Origin of the sequence: Mesorhizobium sp. B2-3-14 (assembly GCF_006442175.1) — a bacterium.
Classification (GTDB): domain Bacteria; phylum Pseudomonadota; class Alphaproteobacteria; order Rhizobiales; family Rhizobiaceae; genus Mesorhizobium; species Mesorhizobium australicum.
Genome location: NZ_VFVP01000006.1, coordinates 228,384 through 244,363 on the forward strand (window position 1 = coordinate 228,384; position 15,980 = coordinate 244,363).

The window sequence follows — 15,980 nt, forward strand, 5'->3', positions numbered from 1 at the left end:
TAATACGGCACCTTCTGCATCAGCGTTGCCCGCCGCAGCGACTCGAGTCCGACACCGCCTTCTGACCGTCGGTCGTGTTGAAGACGATCTGGACCTGGCGGTTGCGGATGGCGTCCTCGATGTGGGGGCGGCCTTCCAGGACCTTGTTGATCTTCTGGGCGTCGACGCCGTTTTCGGCGAGGAAGCGCTGCGTGCCCGAGGTGGCCAGCACCTTGAAGCCGAGGCCGGCGAGGCGCTTCTGCTTCAACCTACTTTGCGCTAGTCTCAGATTAGAGATGATCGAAAGGGTAGACGATGGATATTACCAGCGATCAACGCGATGCATGGTCAAAGCGCCCTGAGAATGGTGAATGGGAAGCGATTATTGCTCCCTACTACAAACGATCCGGCGGCGTTGCGGACTTAGAGGCGCTGCATGAGATTGCGCGGCTCAACGGGCTGATGGATACACGCTCCGAGCCCTCTGGAAGCAAGGTATATTGAAACTACCAATTGACCGATGCGTACGGCGGTTGCGCTAGCTAATGCCACTTGGCGCTGCCCCTCATCCGCCTGCCGGCACCTTCTCCCCGTTGAACGGGGAGAAGAGAGCTAATTGCTCAAGCAAAATACTCCTGTAGCGGCCTCACCTCCAGGCTCCCCGCCTTTAGCGCGGCAATCGCCTCCGCCACGGCCGCAGCCCCCGACAGCGTCGTGTAATACGGCACCTTCTGCATCAGCGTTGCCCGGCGGAGCGATTTGGAGTCGGACACCGCCTTCTGGCCATCAGTCGTGTTGAAGACGATCTGGACCTGGCGGTTGCGGATGGCGTCTTCGATATGGGGGCGGCCTTCCAGGACCTTGTTGATCTTCTGGGCGTCGACGCCGTTTTCGGCGAGGAAGCGGGCGGTGCCTGACGTCGCCAGCACCTTGAAGCCGAGGCCGGCGAGGCGCTTGACCGCCGGCAGGATGCCTTTCTTGTCCTCGTCGCGCACCGAGACGAACAGCGTGCCGGAGCGGGGCAGGTCGACGCCGGCGCCCAACTGGCTCTTGGCGAAGGCGAGCGCGAAGTCGCGGTCGAGGCCCATGACCTCGCCGGTCGAGCGCATTTCCGGCCCGAGCAATATGTCGACGCCGGGGAAGCGGGCGAAGGGGAAGACGGCTTCCTTGACCGCGATGTGGCCGGGGTTCCTGGGGTCGGGCATGGCGCCGTAATGGGCGAAGGCGTCTTCCAGCGTCTCGCCGGCCATGATGCGGGCGGCGATTTTCGCTATAGGCCGGCCGATGGTCTTGGCGACGAAGGGCACGGTGCGCGACGCCCGCGGGTTGACCTCCAGCACATAGACCGTGCCGTCCTTGATCGCGTATTGCACGTTCATCAGTCCGCCGACATTGAGCGCGCGGGCGAGCGCCGCCGTCTGCCGCTCCAGCTCGTCGACGAGGTCCGAGGGCAGCGAGTGAACCGGCAGCGAGCAGGCACTGTCGCCCGAATGGATGCCGGCTTCCTCGATGTGTTCGAGAATGCCTGACACGAAGGTCGCCTTGCCGTCGCAGAGGCAGTCGACATCGACCTCAATGGCGCCGGAGAGGTAGGTGTCGAACAGCAGCGGGTTCTTGCCCAACAGCGTGTTGATCTGGCCGGTCTTGTCGTTGGGGTATTTCTGCTTGATGTCCTCCGGCACCAGGCCGGGCACGGTGTCGAGCAAATAGGACTGCAGCATGCCCTCGTCATGGATGATCTGCATGGCGCGGCCGCCGAGCACATAGGAGGGGCGCACCACCAGCGGGAAGCCGAGCTCGCCGGCGACGAGGCGGGCCTGCTCGACCGAATAGGCGATGCCGTTCTTCGGCTGGCTGAGGTTGAGCTTGTGCAGCAGCTTCTGGAAGCGGTCGCGGTCTTCGGCGAGATCGATCATGTCGGGCGAGGTGCCGAGGATCGGAATGCCGGCCTTCTCCAGCGCATCGGCCAGCTTCAGCGGCGTCTGGCCGCCGAACTGGACGATGACGCCGACCAGTTCGCCCGAGGCCTGCTCGGCGCGCAGGATCTCCAGCACGTCCTCCGCCGTCAGCGGTTCGAAATAGAGCCGGTCCGAGGTGTCGTAGTCGGTCGACACGGTTTCGGGGTTGCAGTTGATCATGATCGCTTCATAGCCGGCGTCGCGCAGCGCGAACGCGGCGTGGCAGCAGCAATAGTCGAACTCGATGCCCTGGCCGATGCGGTTCGGCCCGCCGCCAAGGATGACGACCTTCTTGCGCGCCGAGACCTGGGCCTCATTGGCGAGCGCGCCGGCGAAGGGCACCTCATAGGTCGAGTACATGTAGGCGGTGGGCGAGGCGAACTCGGCGGCGCAGGTGTCGATGCGCTTATAAACCGGATGAACGTCGAGCTTTTCACGAATCTTCTGAACGACTTCGGCGTCGGTCTTCGTCAGCGAGGCGAGGCGGGCGTCGGAGAAGCCCATCGCCTTCAGCATGCGCAGATTGACGGCGTCGCCCGGAATGCCGTGCTCGCGGATGCGGGCTTCCATGGCGACGATACCGGCGATCTGTTCGAGAAACCACGGGTCGATCTTGCACATGGCGTGCACGTCTTCCAGCGAGGTGCCCATGCGGATCGCCTGCGCCACCATGCGCAGCCGGTCGGGCGTCGGCGTGCCCAAGGCGGCGCGGATGGCGTTGCGGTCATCGGCGCTGTTGGTCGCGCCGAGGCCGGGGATCTCGATCTCGTCCAGGCCGGTGAGGCCGGTCTCGAGACCGCGCAGCGCCTTCTGCAAAGACTCCTGGAAGGTGCGGCCGATGGCCATGACTTCGCCGACCGATTTCATGGCGGTGGTCAGCACCGGCTCGGCGCCGGGGAACTTTTCAAACGCAAAGCGCGGGATCTTGGTCACGACATAGTCGATGCTCGGCTCGAACGAGGCGGGCGTGGCGCCGCCGGTGATGTCGTTCTCCAGCTCGTCCAGCGTGTAGCCGACGGCAAGCTTGGCGGCGATCTTGGCGATCGGGAAGCCGGTCGCCTTGGAGGCGAGCGCGGACGAGCGCGAGACGCGCGGGTTCATCTCGATGACGACGAGACGGCCATCGGCCGGGTTGACGGCGAACTGCACGTTGGAGCCGCCGGTCTCGACGCCGATCTCGCGCAGCACCGCGATCGAGGCGTTGCGCATCATCTGGTATTCCTTGTCGGTCAAGGTCAGCGCCGGGGCGACGGTGATGCTGTCGCCCGTGTGCACGCCCATCGGGTCGATGTTCTCGATCGAGCAGACGATGATGCAATTGTCCGCTCTGTCGCGGACGACCTCCATCTCATACTCCTTCCAGCCGAGCACGCTCTCCTCGATCAGCACTTCGGTGGTCGGCGAGGCGTCGAGGCCGGACTGGACGATGTCGTAGAATTCGGCCCTGTTGTAGGCGATGCCGCCGCCGGTGCCGCCCATGGTGAAGGACGGGCGGATGATGGCCGGCAGGCCGACATGGTCGAGCGCCTGGGCCGCGATCGCCATGCCGTGGCTGATATAGCGCTGCTTGCGGTCGCCTTCGCCGAGGTTCCAGCGAGTTTCCAGCGCATCGAGTTCGGCGTCGAGATTGTCGGGCTTCTCGGCCTTCAGCGCGGCGCGCTCGGCCTCATGCGTCTTGCGGTCGGCGTTCTTGACGTCGGTGGCGTTGGCCAGCATCGACTTCGGCGTCTCCAACCCGATCGTCTTCATCGCCTCGCGAAACAGCGCGCGGTCCTCGGCCTTGTCGATGGCATGGGCGTCGGCGCCGATCATCTCGACATTGTAGCGCTCGAGCACGCCCATGCGGCGCAGCGACAAAGCGGTGTTGAGCGCGGTTTGGCCGCCCATGGTCGGCAGCAGCGCGTCGGGCCGCTCCTTGGCGATGATCTTGGCGACCACTTCTGGGGTGATCGGCTCGATATAGGTGGCGTCGGCCAGTTCCGGGTCGGTCATGATGGTGGCCGGGTTGGAATTGACCAGGATGACGCGAAAGCCCTCTTCCTTCAGCGCCTTGCAGGCCTGGGTGCCGGAATAGTCGAATTCGCAGGCCTGGCCGATGACGATGGGGCCGGCCCCGATGATCAGGATCGACTTGATGTCGGTGCGTCTGGGCATGTCTATGAATTCCGTTCGGCAGCGGGCTTGCACAAAAAACCGGGACGGGAAGACCCGGCCGGTTGTGCTCGCGATTCTGGTATCAGGCTAGGAGGGCCTTATAGGGAAGAGTTTTGCCCGATGTAACCCCGAAAATGCGGGATTGGGCGGGGCTGCACAGGCTGGGCGCGCGCGTTGGGTTTGAATGGGTATCTTGCAGTGCGTTGGCGCTGCCCCTCACCTGCCTGCCGGCATCCTCTCCCCGTATAGCGACGGGGAGAGGGGTGCTGCCGTCGCCGGTGTCGCCAATCACCGCTGTTGCAAGAAGAGCGCAAGGTTGCGGCCAGCATCTTTCTCCCCGTCATTATACGGAGAGAAATGCCCGGCAGGGCAATGAGGGCGGCGCAAACCCCAGCAATCAGGCAGCCACGGCAAAAGTCGCCGAACTCTAATCCCCCAGTACCACCGTGTCCGTGATCTCGAACCGCTCCGACACGCCGATGCGGATCATGTTGAGTTTGCCTTCCCGGGTGAAGCGGAAGTCGCTGCCGGCGTCCGAGCTTGCCGGCAGGCCGGCAGCGAAGGAGATGACGCGGCTGCCGCCATCGGGCCAGGTCACGGTGACGTCGGCCTTGTCCGTGCCCTTGTGCGTCACGCTCGCCGCGCAAGGCGCCATGGGCTGTCCAACGTAGCGGGCGCAGGGAATTTGCAGGGCGCCATCGACGGCCGCCGTGGCCCCGGTTGGCTCTTCGGCCGCGGGTCCGTTTTCAGTTGCAGCCAGCGCCAGGCCATAGGCATCCTGCATGGCGATCTCCGCCGCGGATTTCGGTATGGCTTCGGGGCTGGTCGGTTGGCTCGCACCACCCAGCCGAGCGGTCAGGTCGGGTGCATCGGGCGTCGCTGCGGCTTCGGTGGCCATGGCGGGCGTATCCGCGGCCTCGTCGGGCACGGTCGCCGGATTGAGAGGAATGAGGTAGCGCGCGGGAGCCCAGCCGGTGGCTTTGGGATTGTCTGACTCAACCTTGCACCAGGGATGGCCGTCAATGTCGTTGCAGCCGAGGTTCCGTACGCTCGCACCGGCCGCCAGGCGGGCCTCGGTCTTGCCGATCGCCGACGGCTTGGCGCGCACATTGAGCAGGTCGTCGGGGGCGAGCCCGGTGACAACGGAGATAAAGGGACCTTCTTCCGCATGGGCCGGGACAACAGCCGGCCACGCCGCCATCAGCAGCGGAACCGCAACCAGCGCATGCAAACCTGTTCGGAGCGTAACTGTGCGCCTCATCATCTGGCCGTGCGCCGATACTCGAAGTTCCATGCCGCGGCCATCTTGCCGCATGTCCGGCCGGTTTTATAAGGGACGACGCGCCGCCATGTAAGCCCGAAAATTGTTGCGAAGCCTTGGTATAGGCGGTGCTGGCTTGGGCGGTATTGACGCCCGCCGTCCATCGGATACGCTTCGAGCGTGTGCGGGGACCTACATGGCCGGGGACGGATATTCGCCAATCATCAAAGGCATTTTCATTGCGGAAGCGATTGTTGGAAGCATAGCGCTGATCGCCTTCCTCTGGACAGGAAAAGGCATCGCACTAATTTATGGACGCGGTGTTTTCCTCATAGACCGGAGCGAAAGCCCCTATCTCTATTGGAGCGGACTAGCGGTGATTTTAGCTGGTTTCGTGGCGTTTCCGATCTGGTCTCTCTACCGGAAGCCGCGAAGGCGCTGAGAAGACTTACCGGCCCTGTCTAGTTCCATCGAATGAGTGGCGGCATCCTGACAGGTGCTGCCCAGCCGAAGGAGAATGCCTACAGCACTTGTGCAGGCAGGATGCTTACGGCATGAATCCCGTCCTGAGCGCGTGCGCCCGTTCCGGGCGTCCCGCCTGTTCAGCCTGCCGTGCCGCCGCCTCGTGGTCGTACTCGACGGCGATCGTCTCGAAGCGATCCGGCTGGCCGGCGCCGCCCAAGGTGATGATGCCGTCGCGGGCTAAGCGCATTTTCGAGGGGGCTCCACAGGCTGGCGAAGGACTGGTCGAAAGGGCGACCCTGACAGGGACATGATTTCCTCCCGCTTAGCGAGGGAAAGGAAATGTGTCAGGCCGACACTTCGATGTCGTGGCCGCCGACGGCCGGCAGGGCGGCGTCGTCCGCGGCCGCGGCGATGACGCTGTCGAGCAGGCCGGGGAAGCGGGCGTCGAGATCGGCGCGGCGCAGCGTGATCATGCGGTTGGTGCCGACCACTTCGGCGCGGGTGACACCGGCCTCACGCAGCTTGGCGAGGTGGTAGCTCAGATTGGTCTTGGAGCCGAGATCGAGGAAGCGGCTGCAGTTCAGCGGCACGCCTTCCTTGCTGGCGAGATAGCGCACGATCGCAAGCCGCGTCGGGTCGCCGAGCACGCCGAGCACAATGGGCAGGCTGATCTGGTCCGTATTGGGGTGTGGCAAGGTCATGGCTGGAACCTAAGCACAGTTCGGGCCGATTTCAACGCGTCGATCCTGCCCGGTCCATACACACTGTTTCTCCACTTCATGGCCGTCCTGACACAGGGCTGTCAGCATGGTTATGCTATTTTTGCCTGGCTTCATTGACATGATGCCCTTTTATGTCCAATTGTTCAATAACTTTTGAACTAAGGACGCTTTCCCATGGACAAGAGAATTTTCTGGCTTGCGCTCGGATCGTTTGCGATCTCGACCGAAGGCTTCGTCATCTCCAGCCTCCTGCCCGATATCGCCAGGGATGCCGGCATCTCGGTGCCGCTCGCCGGCTCGCTGATCACCGCTTTCGCGCTCGCCTATGCCGTGGGCACGCCGATCCTGGCGACGCTGACCGGCGAATGGGACCGGCGCCGCGTGATCCTGTGGACGCTGGTGTTCTTCGTCGTCGGCAATGTCGTCGCCGCCTTGAGCTCATCCTTCGAAGTGCTGCTCGTCGCACGCATCATCATGGCGCTGTCGTCGGGCCTGTTCGCGGCGACCGCGCAAGGCACGGCGGTGGCGCTGGTGGACGATCATCACCGCGCCCGTGCCATCGCCGTCGTCGTCGGCGGCACCACGGTGGCCGTCGCTGTCGGTGCACCGCTTGGCGCGCTTGTCGCGGCCATCGCCGGCTGGCGTGGCACCTTCTATGCCATTGCCGGCCTTGGCGCGCTGTCCGGCGCCATCCTGTGGTACCGCCTGCCGCGCGGCATCATCGGCACCAGGCTGCCGCTGAAGCGCCGGCTGGCGGCCGCCATGCGTCCCGGCGTGATGCCGATCCTGGTGACGACATTGCTGGCGCTGGTCGGTGCCTTCACCGTCTTTGCCTATGTCGCGCCGCTTGCCATCGAGGGCGGCGGGCTGAGCGAGATCGCGCTGCCCGGCATGCTGCTCGCCTTCGGCGTCGGCGCCGTCGTCGGCAACATTGCAGGCGGCCAGGCGGCCGACCGTTTCGGCGCCACGCGCACCGTCGGCTGGTCGCTGGCGTTGAGTGCCGCCATGCTGATCATGCTGTCGGTCATCCCGACCTTCCTGCCGCAGCACATTGCCGGACCGGCGCTGATGGCGATGATGGTGCCGTGGGGCATCGTCGGCTGGGCGTTCCCGCCGGCGCAGGCCAGCCGCATCATCAAGCTGGCGCCGGACGCCGCTCCAATCGTGCTGTCGCTCAATGGTTCGGCGCTCTATCTGGGCGTGGCGGTGGGCGCGGTGGTCGGTGGTGGCGTGCTGCGCTACGGCGCGCCCGCCGATCTCGGCCTGGTCGCGGCGGTGTTTCCGATCGTCGGGCTCGGCATCGTGCTGGCGGGGCGGGTGTTTGCCCGGGCCGTCACCATGCCGGCGGAATAAGGCCGGCTCCGAGGCTTGCATCCTTGTTTTTTCGCGGCCGCTTCTTCAACTGGAAGGAGTGGCCGCGGGCAATTCCAGCTTCAACGCAGCCACTTCATCGAGCGTGGCCCGCAGTTTCGCGGCCTGCTCCGCGCCGATCATGGCCTCGAATTGCCGCTGGGCGACGCTCCATAGCTTGATCGCCTCGTCGAGCTTGGCCTGTCCTGATGACGTCAGCCGTACGCGCTTGACGCGGCGATCGTCCTTGTCGGGGAAGGTTTCGACATAGCCGTCGCGGACCAGGGGCTTCAGCGTGTGGCCGAGCGCCGACAGATCCATGATCAGCGCCTCGGCAATGGCTCCCATCGCCGGCTCGCTGCCGACACTGATCTGGAACAGCAGGCCGAACTGCGTGCCCTTCAGGCCGGAAGGCGCCAGCGCGTCGTCGTAGAACCGGCCGAGCCTGCGTGCGGTGCGCCGCAAGGTGGCATTGTTGCAACGGCTAAATCCGTCAGCTTCACTCATGGTCGCTCCTTGTGGAGCATCTCCGGCGAAACGCATCGCCTCCAATGCTCTGTCTTGTACGCAATTCCGGACGCAAAACCGCTGGGCACTTGCTGGAATTGTCCTGGCAGGTGCGCCAGCCTGCCGCAGAAATAGTTTTCGCCGCCGCCGTTGACAAGATGGTGGCATATACCTACTTCAAAGAAAGTGGCATATACCACTAATTCGGATAACAGCCTTGCCGGCCGATATTTATCCGCCGGGGCCGAGCCAGCGAACACAAGGAACGTGACAATGAGCAAGAATGACAACAAGGGCACGGCGGTCGTTACCGGCGCCTCATCGGGGATCGGCGCCGTCTATGCCGACCGGTTGGCGAGGCAGGGCTACGACCTGGTGCTGGTGGCGCGCCGTGCCGACCGGCTGCAGGCGCTGGCCGGGAAGCTGCGCCATGCCCACGGCCGCAACGTCAGCGTGATCAGCGCCGATCTGTCCGACGACGGCGATGTGCGCCGTGTCGAGCAGTCGATATCAGCCGACGAAACCGTGACGCTGCTGGTCAACAATGCCGGCCTTGGCGGTCAGGCAGTGGTGGCAACCGCCGACGCCGACGCGGCCGAGCGCATGATCAAGGTCAATGTCGTGGCGCTGACCCGGCTGACACGTGCCGTGCTGCCTGGGTTCCTGGCGCGCAACCGGGGCGGGATCGTCAACATCGCCTCGGTCCTGGCCTTCGACACCTCGTTCGGCGGCATCTACAGCGGCACCAAGGCCTATGTCGTCAACTTCACCGAAGCCCTGCATCGCGAGGTCGCGGGCACCGGAGTGACGGTGCAGGTGGTGCTGCCGGGCGCGACCCGAACCGATTTCTGGGAGCTTTCCGGCGGTGATATCGACCAGTTGCCGAAGGAGATCGTCATGACCGCCGACGATATGGTCGACGCCGCCCTTGTTGGCCTGGCCAGGGGCGAGGCCGTCACCGTGCCGGCGCTTGCCGACACGGGAAAGCTGGACACATTCCTAGGCGCCCGCCAGGCCTTCTATGGCAGCCTGCATGCCGACAAGCCGGCCCCGCGCTACGCGGCTTAGGCTGATGTGGCGGCCGGCCGTCAGGCCGTCCGCCACATCGGGATGATCGAGGCGGCGAGCACCAGCGCCAGCGCGATGTTGAGCGCGCGCCATTGCCACTCGGCCTTGAGCAGCCGCGCCAGCACCATGCCCGCCACGCACCAGACGGACAGCGAGATGGCGGCGGTGAGGCCGAAGGTCGAGCCGAGCAGCAAGGCGAGTTGTCCCGGACCGTCGGCAAGCGCGGCGAAGGAGGCCGCCGCGCCCAGGCCCATCGCCCAGCCCTTGGGGTTCATCCACTGGATTCCGGCGCCGCCCAGGAAACTGTTGGGTTTGGCCATGGCGACATCGAGATTGGGCGGGCCGGCGCGGCCGATCTTGATTGCCAGCCAGACGAGGTAGAGCGAGCCGGCGATCTTCATGGCAAGCTGCAGCGACGGCATGGCAAGCAGCAGCCCGGCGAGCCCGGCGGCGGCCGCCCCCGTCACGGTCGCGAGACCGGCGGCACTGCCGACCATCAAGGGAACCGAGCGGCGAAAGCCGAACTGCGCACCCGAAGCGGTCGACAATGTCGTGGCGATGCCCGGCGTCGCGGTGGCCACGAAGGCAAACAGGATGAGCGGCAGGATCGGCTGGAGCATGGAGCGTCCTTTGTCGGAGGCTTCATGGTAGACTGAGCGTGACATCAGTAAATGCAATGTTTGCGATGATGATCATTAGCATTTATAATGCTGATGATGATCCGCAATCTCGATACCAGTCTCATGCGCACCTTCGTCACCGTCGCCGACAAGGCCAGCATGACGGCGGCGGCCAACGCGCTGCACCTGACGCAGGGCGCGGTCAGCCAGCAGGTCAAGCGGCTGGAAGACACGCTCGGCTGCGGGCTGTTCGAGCGCGACCGGCGCGGTCTGCGGCTGACCCATTCCGGCGAGCGGCTGTTCGACAAGGCAAGGCGCCTGCTCAGCCTCAATGACGAGATATGGACCGAGATGGTGGGGAGCGCTGTCGCCGGACAGGTGCGGCTCGGCGTTCCCTACGACCTTGTCGGCACCTTGCTGGCTCCCGTCCTGAAGGCCTATGCCGAGGCCTATCCGCAGGTCGAGATATCGCTGGTCTGCGCCTCCTCGCCGGAACTGGCGGCGGCACTGGCGGCCGGAACCATCGACCTCGCGGTAATCGAGGAGCGGGTCGGCCCGACCTCTGGCGAATGCCTGGCCATCGATCGGTTGGTCTGGGTCGGCGCAAGGGGTGGGGTGGCTCGCGCCAAGCGGCCATTGCCCGTCTCGATCGTTGCCGACACCTGCGCCTTCCGGCCGGTGGTGCTGGCGGCACTTAACGAGCATGGGCTGGAATGGCGCAGCGTGTTCGAGAACGGCAACATCGACGCGACGACCGCGACGGTGCGTTCCGACCTCGCCGTCACCACATGGCTCGCTGCCACCGTGCCAGCCGATCTCGACATATTGCCGTTCGACACCGGCCTGCCGCCGCTGCCGAATTTTGCCATCAACCTGCACCTGCCGAGGCATGGCGTGAGCACGGCGGCGCAGGAATTCGCACGCCATATACGCGATGGGTTGGCGCGGCGATCGCAGGCTGCCTGATGCCCGAATTTACTTCCAGTTCTTGCGCCGCTCGAGTTCGGCCGGGGATGGCTCGCCCGTGACAAAGGAGCCGACCTTGATTTCGCCCGCGCGCTCATAGATGACGCCGGTGGTCGAAGTCTGCGAATTGACAAGCTTGAAAGCGGCCGGCATCGCTGCCGCGCCGAACAGCCGCTTGCCCTTGCCCAGCAACAGCGGGAAGATCATCAGCCGGATCTCGTCGATCAGCCCGTTGGCGAGCAGGGTCTGAATGAGATCGCCAGATCCCTGGATGAGCAGGTCAGGTCCATCGTCCTGCTTGAGGCGACGCAAAGCCGTGATGATATCGGGCCCAAGCGCGTGCGTGTTCTGCCAGGTCAAAGTATCCGGCCGATGCGTCGCCACATACTTGGTCGCGGGGTTGAACGCATCCGCGATCGGATCTTTCTGGTAGGGCCAGTACGCGGCGAAGATGTCGTAGGTTCTGCGGCCGAGCAGCAGGGCGAAGGGTTTGGAGAACAATTCCTCCATTGCCGCGCCTCCCACGTCATCAAAGTAGTGGAATGTCCAGCCGCCGAATTCGAAGCCACCGACCGGATCCTCGTCTGGCCCTCCCGGCGCCTGCATGACGCCATCGAGGCTGACGAAGGTCGCGGCGATGATCTTTCTCATTGTGCTCTCCCTTGCTTGCGGCCACGCCATCGCGGCCGGATTTCAACCCAAGGACGGAGCAACCGCGCCCGTCCCGACAAAGGCCGCGAGATCTGGTCCGCCCTCGATAGGTCAGCCGCGGACGCTCACGGCTTTCGACGAGAACCAGACATGCTCGAAGATCGCCGTGGCGGTGCGGTCCGGCTGCCTGTCCTCGACCAGCCAGATCGAGCGGCTGCGCGTGGCCTGCTCGCGTGTCGGGATCTTCGCCGCAAGATCCGCGAGCGAGGCGCCGAAGCATGGGATGAACCAGGCACGCATGAACGGATCGCAGGCAAAGCCCTTTTCGGTGCGGGTCACCAGCATCGCCAGCGGGACGCGCTCGGCGGGACGCCAGGGGAAGATCATGCGGCCGCCGGGGCGCAACGCTTTCAGCCATCCGGCGGGAGGGGCGACGACACCGGCATTGACATAAATGATGTCGGACGGCGGCAGCGGCGACGTCACGGCATCGCCATGGACAATGGTCGCATTGCCGTAGGTTTCGAGATTCTTGCGCGCCAACCCGGCCAGGTTTTCGTCGATCTCGAAGGCGGTGATGGTGCCGCATGGCGAAACCAGTTTGGCCAGCAAAGCTGTGTAGTAACCGCTGCCGGCGCCGATATGCGTGATGGCCTCACCAGGCTTTGGCGCGAGTTTTCCGATCCACATGGCGTGCAGGAAGGGCTCGCCATTGTTGATGCCCTTGTCGGTATCGAGCGCCACCAGAACGTTCTGGCAGATGTGGGCCGGATCGGCGCTTGGCGTGGTGACCGTGCCGTTGCCGGTGATGACCGTCCATGGGCCGGGGCCGAGGAAGGCCTCGCGCGGTACGCTGGCGAACACCTCTTCCAGGCGCGGGTCCGATGAGGCGGCGTTGACCGCCATCAGCCGCGCGTAGAATGTCCGGATGTCTTCGAGGTCGCTCATGGCATCGGGAAGATAGCGCGATCCGGCGGTTTGTCCCGTGATTAAACGGAACTTCAGCCAACCCCGAACATGGTGTCGTAGAGCAGCTTGAAATTGAGCACCAGGATGATTGCCGCGACCACCCAGGCCAGTGCGGCGACGCCGCGCGGGATGGCGAGATTGCCCATCTTCTTCTTGTCGGACACGAACTGCACCAGCGGGACGACCGCGAAAGGCAGCTGCATGGACAACACCACCTGGCTGAAGACCAGCAACTGGCCAGTGCCCTTCTCGCCATAGAGCGCGGTGACGACCACCACCGGTATGATGGCGAGGCCGCGGGTCAGCAGGCGCCGCGCCCAGTTCGGGATGCGCAGGCGCAGAAAACCTTCCATGATGATCTGGCCGGCGAGCGTCGCCGTCACCGTCGAATTCAAGCCCGACGCCAGCAGTGCCACGGCAAACAGGATCGAGGCGATGCCGAGGCCAAGCAGCGGCGACAGCAGCTTGAAAGCCTGGTCGATCTCGGCGACATCCTGGTGGCCGGTTTCGTGGAAGGCGACGGCCGCGACGATCAGGATGGCGGCGTTGACGAACAGCGCCAGCATCAGGGCGATGGTGGAGTCCGTCGTCGCCCATTTGATGGCATCTCGTTTTCCGGCCTCCGTGCGCTCATAGGCGCGGGTCTGCACGATCGAGGAATGCAGGTAGAGATTGTGCGGCATCACCGTTGCGCCGATGATGCCGATGGCGATGTAGAGCATCGCTGGATCGGTGACGATTTCGGAGGACGGCACGAACATCGAATGCAGGATCGTGCCGGCCGGCGGAGCGGCAACGAAGATCTGGATGGCAAAGCAGCTGAAGATGATGACCAAAAGCGCGACGACGAAGGCTTCGAGATAGCGGAACCCCTTGTTCATCAGGAGCAGAACCAGGAAAGCGTCGAGCGCGGTGAGCATGGCGCCGCCGATCAGCGGGATGCCGAACAAAAGCTGCAGCGCGATCGCGGTGCCGATCACCTCGGCGAGGTCGCAGGCGATGATGGCGAGTTCGCAGGCGATCCACAGCACGAGATTGACGGGGCGCGGATAGTAGGCGCGGCAGGCCTGGGCGAGGTCGCGGCCGGTGGCGATGCCAAGGCGCGCGGCCAGCGCCTGCAGCAGGATCGCCATCAGGTTGGACAGCATGATGATGAACAAAAGCGTGTAGCCGAACTGCGCGCCGCCGGCGAGGTCGGTCGCCCAGTTGCCCGGGTCCATGTAGCCGACCGAGACCATGTAGCCGGGACCCATGAAGGCGAACAAGCGGCGGAACCAGACGCCTGATGTCGGCACCGCGATGGAGGAGTTGACCTCGCGCAGGCTGGGCTGATCGTCTTCATCCCGTCTGGCGAACCGCCATGCGGACCGGGAGGTTGTGACGTCTGCTTCTGACATGAAAAGGCTTTCCGCGACTTCCGGAGGATGCCCTCAAGGTATGCCATGGCTCAACATTATGCAATAGGCTATATTTCATTGTCGGTGCTTTTTAGCATGTCGCGCTGTGCGTGCGAGGATGACGCCCCCGGAGACGCCGGTTGCGCCTCTCTCGGAATGCAAATAAACGGCCTGAAGAATCAGAGCCCGTGCTATAAAAGCAGGGACGGCAAACTCCCGAGGAGGAGCGCGCATTGGCGCTGAAGAACAGACCGGTCCCGCGTGAGCCGTTGCTCGATGCCGATGTCCATTCGGAAGGGTTCCGGCAGACGCGCGAAGCGCGCCGCAGCGCGCTGGTCGAGGATTATGTCGAACTGATCGCCGACCTGATCGAGGACGGCAACGAGGCGCGCCAGGTCGACATCGCCGCGCGCCTCGGCGTCGCCCAACCGACGGTGGCCAAGATGCTGACGCGGCTATGCGCCGACGGGCTGGTGTCGCGAAAGCCCTATCGCGGCGTGTTCCTGACCGATGCCGGCCGCAAGGTCGCAGAGGAAAGCCGCATCCGCCACCAGACGGTCGAGGCCTTTCTGCGCTCGCTCGGCGTCAGCGCCGAGACGGCGCGCATCGATGCCGAGGGCATCGAACACCATGTCAGCGCCGAGACGCTGGAAGCGTTCCGCAAGGCGATGACGGCGCGCTGAAGCGCTTCATTGCCGCGTTTTCGACCATGTTAGCCGCTGGAACTGCCGGCGCTTATGCGCGTTCCCCTCTCATTGCGCGCCTATCGCGCGCCAGGGAGGAAGCAATGGGCATCGAGCAGGCACCGACCGCAAAAGGCAAGCAGGCAGCCACAGGATTGGAACAGGCGGCCGCCAGGGACGAGCGCAAGACCGAGGCCGAAACGGGACATCCGCTGAAGAAAGGCGCCGATCGTTTCGAGGAACGCTCGAAAAGCTCCGACGGCAAGAGCGCCGGCGCCAAGCAGAAAGAGTAAGCGGCAGCAGTTCTGGACCGATGCGGATGACCATCGAGTGGCGCCCGCCTGAACGCTTTGTCTTTCAGGGACATTCGATCGCCTGGGGCGTCATGGGGGAAGGACCGCCCGCCGTCGTTCTCCGCGGCACGCCATTCTCCTCGGTCGAGTAGCGCCGCATCGCGCCATGGCTGGCGAAGCAGCGACGCGTCCACTATTTCGACATGCTTGGCTATGGCTGGTCGGACAAGCCGGACGGCGATGTGTCGCGTGGCATGCAGAACGAGCTGTTCGCGGCGCTCTATGCCCACTGGAAGCTGGAACGGCCCGACGTGGTCGCGCATGATTTCGGCGGATCGACCGCTCTGCGCGGTCATCTGCTCAACGGTTTGGAGTTCCGCTCGCTGGTGCTGATCGATCCAGTGGCGATCAGCCCGCAAGGTTCGCCGCTGGTCCAGGCAGCCAAGCAGAACGAGAAGGTTTTTGCCGGGCTGCCCGCATATGTCCACGAAGCGATCTTGCGGGCCTACATCGATGGCGCGACGGACAATTCGTTGCGCACAGACGAGATGCAGGCCTATCTGCGTCCATGGCTTGGCGACGAGGGCCAGAAGGCGTTCTGGAGGCAAGTCGCGCAGATGGACGACAAGTACACGGAGGAAGTGGAGTGGCGATATGGCGAGATTCGCTCTCCGGTCACCATCCTGTGGGGCGAAAATGACGATTGGATACCGGTAAAGGACGGCCGGGAGCTGGCGCGGCGCATTCCCGGCGCGACGTTTCAGACAGTCCCCGGCGCCAAGCATCTCGTCCAGGAAGACGCGCCGGAGGCGATCGCCGCCACGGTCCTCCAGTTTTGGCGGAGCCTGGAAGCCGGCTGGGGCGGTGGTAGTGTCTCAGTTTGAAATTTGGTGGCGGACCCGCCCGTCTCGACCGGGGGCCTCCAGCACATGACTGG

General features: G+C 64.5%; 17 protein-coding genes and 1 pseudogene. 8 read left to right on the top strand and 10 right to left on the bottom strand.

The genetic code is table 11. From position 1 onward, the window contains the following. Positions 1–19: 19 nt before the first annotated feature. Entirely contained in the window at positions 20–247 is a 228-nt protein-coding gene (locus FJ950_RS18005) for a hypothetical protein (RefSeq protein WP_181171301.1), read from the bottom strand. Between the two features lie 47 nt (positions 248–294). On the opposite strand from FJ950_RS18005, the gene FJ950_RS18010 reads away from it, so the two are divergent. Beyond that, complete coding sequence (locus FJ950_RS18010; RefSeq protein WP_140617772.1) at positions 295–483, top strand: hypothetical protein; 189 nt, start codon at positions 295–297, stop codon at positions 481–483. A gap of 116 nt (positions 484–599) precedes the next feature. Here the strand turns inward: FJ950_RS18010 and carB are convergent, their stop codons facing one another. After that, the gene (gene carB, locus FJ950_RS18015) at positions 600–4,091 is read right to left on the bottom strand and encodes a carbamoyl-phosphate synthase large subunit (protein WP_140617773.1); all 3,492 of its coding nucleotides are present in this window, start codon (positions 4,089–4,091) and stop codon (positions 600–602) included. Positions 4,092–4,518: 427 nt separating this feature from the next. Beyond that, positions 4,519–5,355, bottom strand: a complete 837-nt coding sequence (locus FJ950_RS18025; protein ID WP_140617861.1) for an SH3 domain-containing protein — start codon at positions 5,353–5,355, stop codon at positions 4,519–4,521. Positions 5,356–5,548: 193 nt separating this feature from the next. On the opposite strand from FJ950_RS18025, the gene FJ950_RS18030 reads away from it, so the two are divergent. Next, positions 5,549–5,794 (top strand): hypothetical protein, encoded by a 246-nt coding sequence (locus FJ950_RS18030; RefSeq protein ID WP_140617774.1) that lies wholly within the window; start codon positions 5,549–5,551, stop codon positions 5,792–5,794. Between the two features lie 105 nt (positions 5,795–5,899). On the opposite strand, the pseudogene FJ950_RS18035 reads toward FJ950_RS18030, so the two are convergent. Together FJ950_RS18035 and FJ950_RS18040 are read right to left on the bottom strand one after the other, a co-directional pair. After that, positions 5,900–6,055, bottom strand: a pseudogene (locus FJ950_RS18035) (metallophosphoesterase); the annotation flags it as partial. Between the two features lie 106 nt (positions 6,056–6,161). Then, a complete protein-coding gene (locus tag FJ950_RS18040) occupies positions 6,162–6,518 on the bottom strand; it encodes a helix-turn-helix transcriptional regulator (RefSeq protein WP_140617775.1) in 357 nt (118 codons plus the stop codon). Between the two features lie 195 nt (positions 6,519–6,713). Here FJ950_RS18040 and FJ950_RS18045 point away from each other — a divergent pair, with 195 nt between their 5' ends. After that, positions 6,714–7,892, top strand: a complete 1,179-nt coding sequence (locus FJ950_RS18045; RefSeq protein WP_140617776.1) for an MFS transporter — start codon at positions 6,714–6,716, stop codon at positions 7,890–7,892. A 45-nt stretch (positions 7,893–7,937) separates the two neighbouring features. Here the strand turns inward: FJ950_RS18045 and FJ950_RS18050 are convergent, their stop codons facing one another. Next, on the bottom strand, positions 7,938–8,396 hold the full coding sequence (locus FJ950_RS18050; RefSeq protein ID WP_015316193.1) for a MarR family winged helix-turn-helix transcriptional regulator: 459 nt from the start codon (positions 8,394–8,396) through the stop codon (positions 7,938–7,940). 273 nt (positions 8,397–8,669) lie between these two features. Here FJ950_RS18050 and FJ950_RS18055 point away from each other — a divergent pair, with 273 nt between their 5' ends. Beyond that, positions 8,670–9,464, top strand: a complete 795-nt coding sequence (locus tag FJ950_RS18055; protein ID WP_140617777.1) for an SDR family oxidoreductase — start codon at positions 8,670–8,672, stop codon at positions 9,462–9,464. Between the two features lie 20 nt (positions 9,465–9,484). Here FJ950_RS18055 and FJ950_RS18060 read toward each other — a convergent pair whose 3' ends face one another. Further along, positions 9,485–10,084 (bottom strand): LysE family translocator, encoded by a 600-nt coding sequence (locus tag FJ950_RS18060; RefSeq protein ID WP_140617778.1) that lies wholly within the window; start codon positions 10,082–10,084, stop codon positions 9,485–9,487. Between the two features lie 87 nt (positions 10,085–10,171). Here FJ950_RS18060 and FJ950_RS18065 point away from each other — a divergent pair, with 87 nt between their 5' ends. Continuing rightward, positions 10,172–11,050, top strand: coding sequence for a LysR substrate-binding domain-containing protein (locus FJ950_RS18065; protein ID WP_015316196.1), 879 nt, complete (start codon positions 10,172–10,174; stop codon positions 11,048–11,050). Positions 11,051–11,059: 9 nt separating this feature from the next. Here FJ950_RS18065 and FJ950_RS18070 read toward each other — a convergent pair whose 3' ends face one another. The 3 genes from FJ950_RS18070 to FJ950_RS18080 all read right to left on the bottom strand — a co-directional run bounded on the left by FJ950_RS18070 (position 11,060) and on the right by FJ950_RS18080 (position 14,067). After that, positions 11,060–11,701: a dihydrofolate reductase family protein gene (locus FJ950_RS18070; protein ID WP_140617779.1), complete on the bottom strand. Its 642-nt coding sequence runs from the start codon at positions 11,699–11,701 to the stop codon at positions 11,060–11,062. Positions 11,702–11,812: 111 nt separating this feature from the next. Continuing rightward, positions 11,813–12,649 carry a protein-L-isoaspartate O-methyltransferase gene (locus tag FJ950_RS18075; RefSeq protein ID WP_140617780.1) on the bottom strand — a complete coding sequence of 279 codons (837 nt, stop codon included), beginning with the start codon at positions 12,647–12,649 and terminating at the stop codon, positions 11,813–11,815. 53 nt (positions 12,650–12,702) lie between these two features. Beyond that, positions 12,703–14,067 (bottom strand): Nramp family divalent metal transporter, encoded by a 1,365-nt coding sequence (locus FJ950_RS18080; protein WP_140617781.1) that lies wholly within the window; start codon positions 14,065–14,067, stop codon positions 12,703–12,705. Between the two features lie 233 nt (positions 14,068–14,300). Here FJ950_RS18080 and mntR point away from each other — a divergent pair, with 233 nt between their 5' ends. The 3 genes from mntR to FJ950_RS18095 all read left to right on the top strand — a co-directional run bounded on the left by mntR (position 14,301) and on the right by FJ950_RS18095 (position 15,927). Then, the gene (gene mntR / locus FJ950_RS18085; RefSeq protein WP_015316200.1) at positions 14,301–14,750 is read left to right on the top strand and encodes a manganese-binding transcriptional regulator MntR; all 450 of its coding nucleotides are present in this window, start codon (positions 14,301–14,303) and stop codon (positions 14,748–14,750) included. Between the two features lie 104 nt (positions 14,751–14,854). Next, entirely contained in the window at positions 14,855–15,043 is a 189-nt protein-coding gene (locus FJ950_RS18090) for a hypothetical protein (RefSeq protein ID WP_015316201.1), read from the top strand. 158 nt (positions 15,044–15,201) lie between these two features. Continuing rightward, the gene (locus tag FJ950_RS18095; RefSeq protein WP_348641171.1) at positions 15,202–15,927 is read left to right on the top strand and encodes an alpha/beta hydrolase; all 726 of its coding nucleotides are present in this window, start codon (positions 15,202–15,204) and stop codon (positions 15,925–15,927) included. Positions 15,928–15,980 lie beyond the last annotated feature (53 nt).

Excerpts from the sequence above, each read along its gene's own strand:
- FJ950_RS18010 (WP_140617772.1), top strand. The coding sequence starts at position 295 with ATGGATATTACCAGCGATCAACGCGATGCATGGTCAAAGCGCCCTGAG.
- carB (WP_140617773.1), bottom strand. The coding sequence starts at position 4,091 with ATGCCCAGACGCACCGACATCAAGTCGATCCTGATCATCGGGGCCGGC.
- FJ950_RS18025 (WP_140617861.1), bottom strand. The coding sequence starts at position 5,355 with ATGATGAGGCGCACAGTTACGCTCCGAACAGGTTTGCATGCGCTGGTT.
- FJ950_RS18030 (WP_140617774.1), top strand. The coding sequence starts at position 5,549 with ATGGCCGGGGACGGATATTCGCCAATCATCAAAGGCATTTTCATTGCG.
- FJ950_RS18040 (WP_140617775.1), bottom strand. The coding sequence starts at position 6,518 with ATGACCTTGCCACACCCCAATACGGACCAGATCAGCCTGCCCATTGTG.
- FJ950_RS18045 (WP_140617776.1), top strand. The coding sequence starts at position 6,714 with ATGGACAAGAGAATTTTCTGGCTTGCGCTCGGATCGTTTGCGATCTCG.
- FJ950_RS18050 (WP_015316193.1), bottom strand. The coding sequence starts at position 8,396 with ATGAGTGAAGCTGACGGATTTAGCCGTTGCAACAATGCCACCTTGCGG.
- FJ950_RS18055 (WP_140617777.1), top strand. The coding sequence starts at position 8,670 with ATGAGCAAGAATGACAACAAGGGCACGGCGGTCGTTACCGGCGCCTCA.
- FJ950_RS18060 (WP_140617778.1), bottom strand. The coding sequence starts at position 10,084 with ATGCTCCAGCCGATCCTGCCGCTCATCCTGTTTGCCTTCGTGGCCACC.
- FJ950_RS18065 (WP_015316196.1), top strand. The coding sequence starts at position 10,172 with ATGCTGATGATGATCCGCAATCTCGATACCAGTCTCATGCGCACCTTC.
- FJ950_RS18070 (WP_140617779.1), bottom strand. The coding sequence starts at position 11,701 with ATGAGAAAGATCATCGCCGCGACCTTCGTCAGCCTCGATGGCGTCATG.
- FJ950_RS18075 (WP_140617780.1), bottom strand. The coding sequence starts at position 12,649 with ATGAGCGACCTCGAAGACATCCGGACATTCTACGCGCGGCTGATGGCG.
- FJ950_RS18080 (WP_140617781.1), bottom strand. The coding sequence starts at position 14,067 with ATGTCAGAAGCAGACGTCACAACCTCCCGGTCCGCATGGCGGTTCGCC.
- FJ950_RS18090 (WP_015316201.1), top strand. The coding sequence starts at position 14,855 with ATGGGCATCGAGCAGGCACCGACCGCAAAAGGCAAGCAGGCAGCCACA.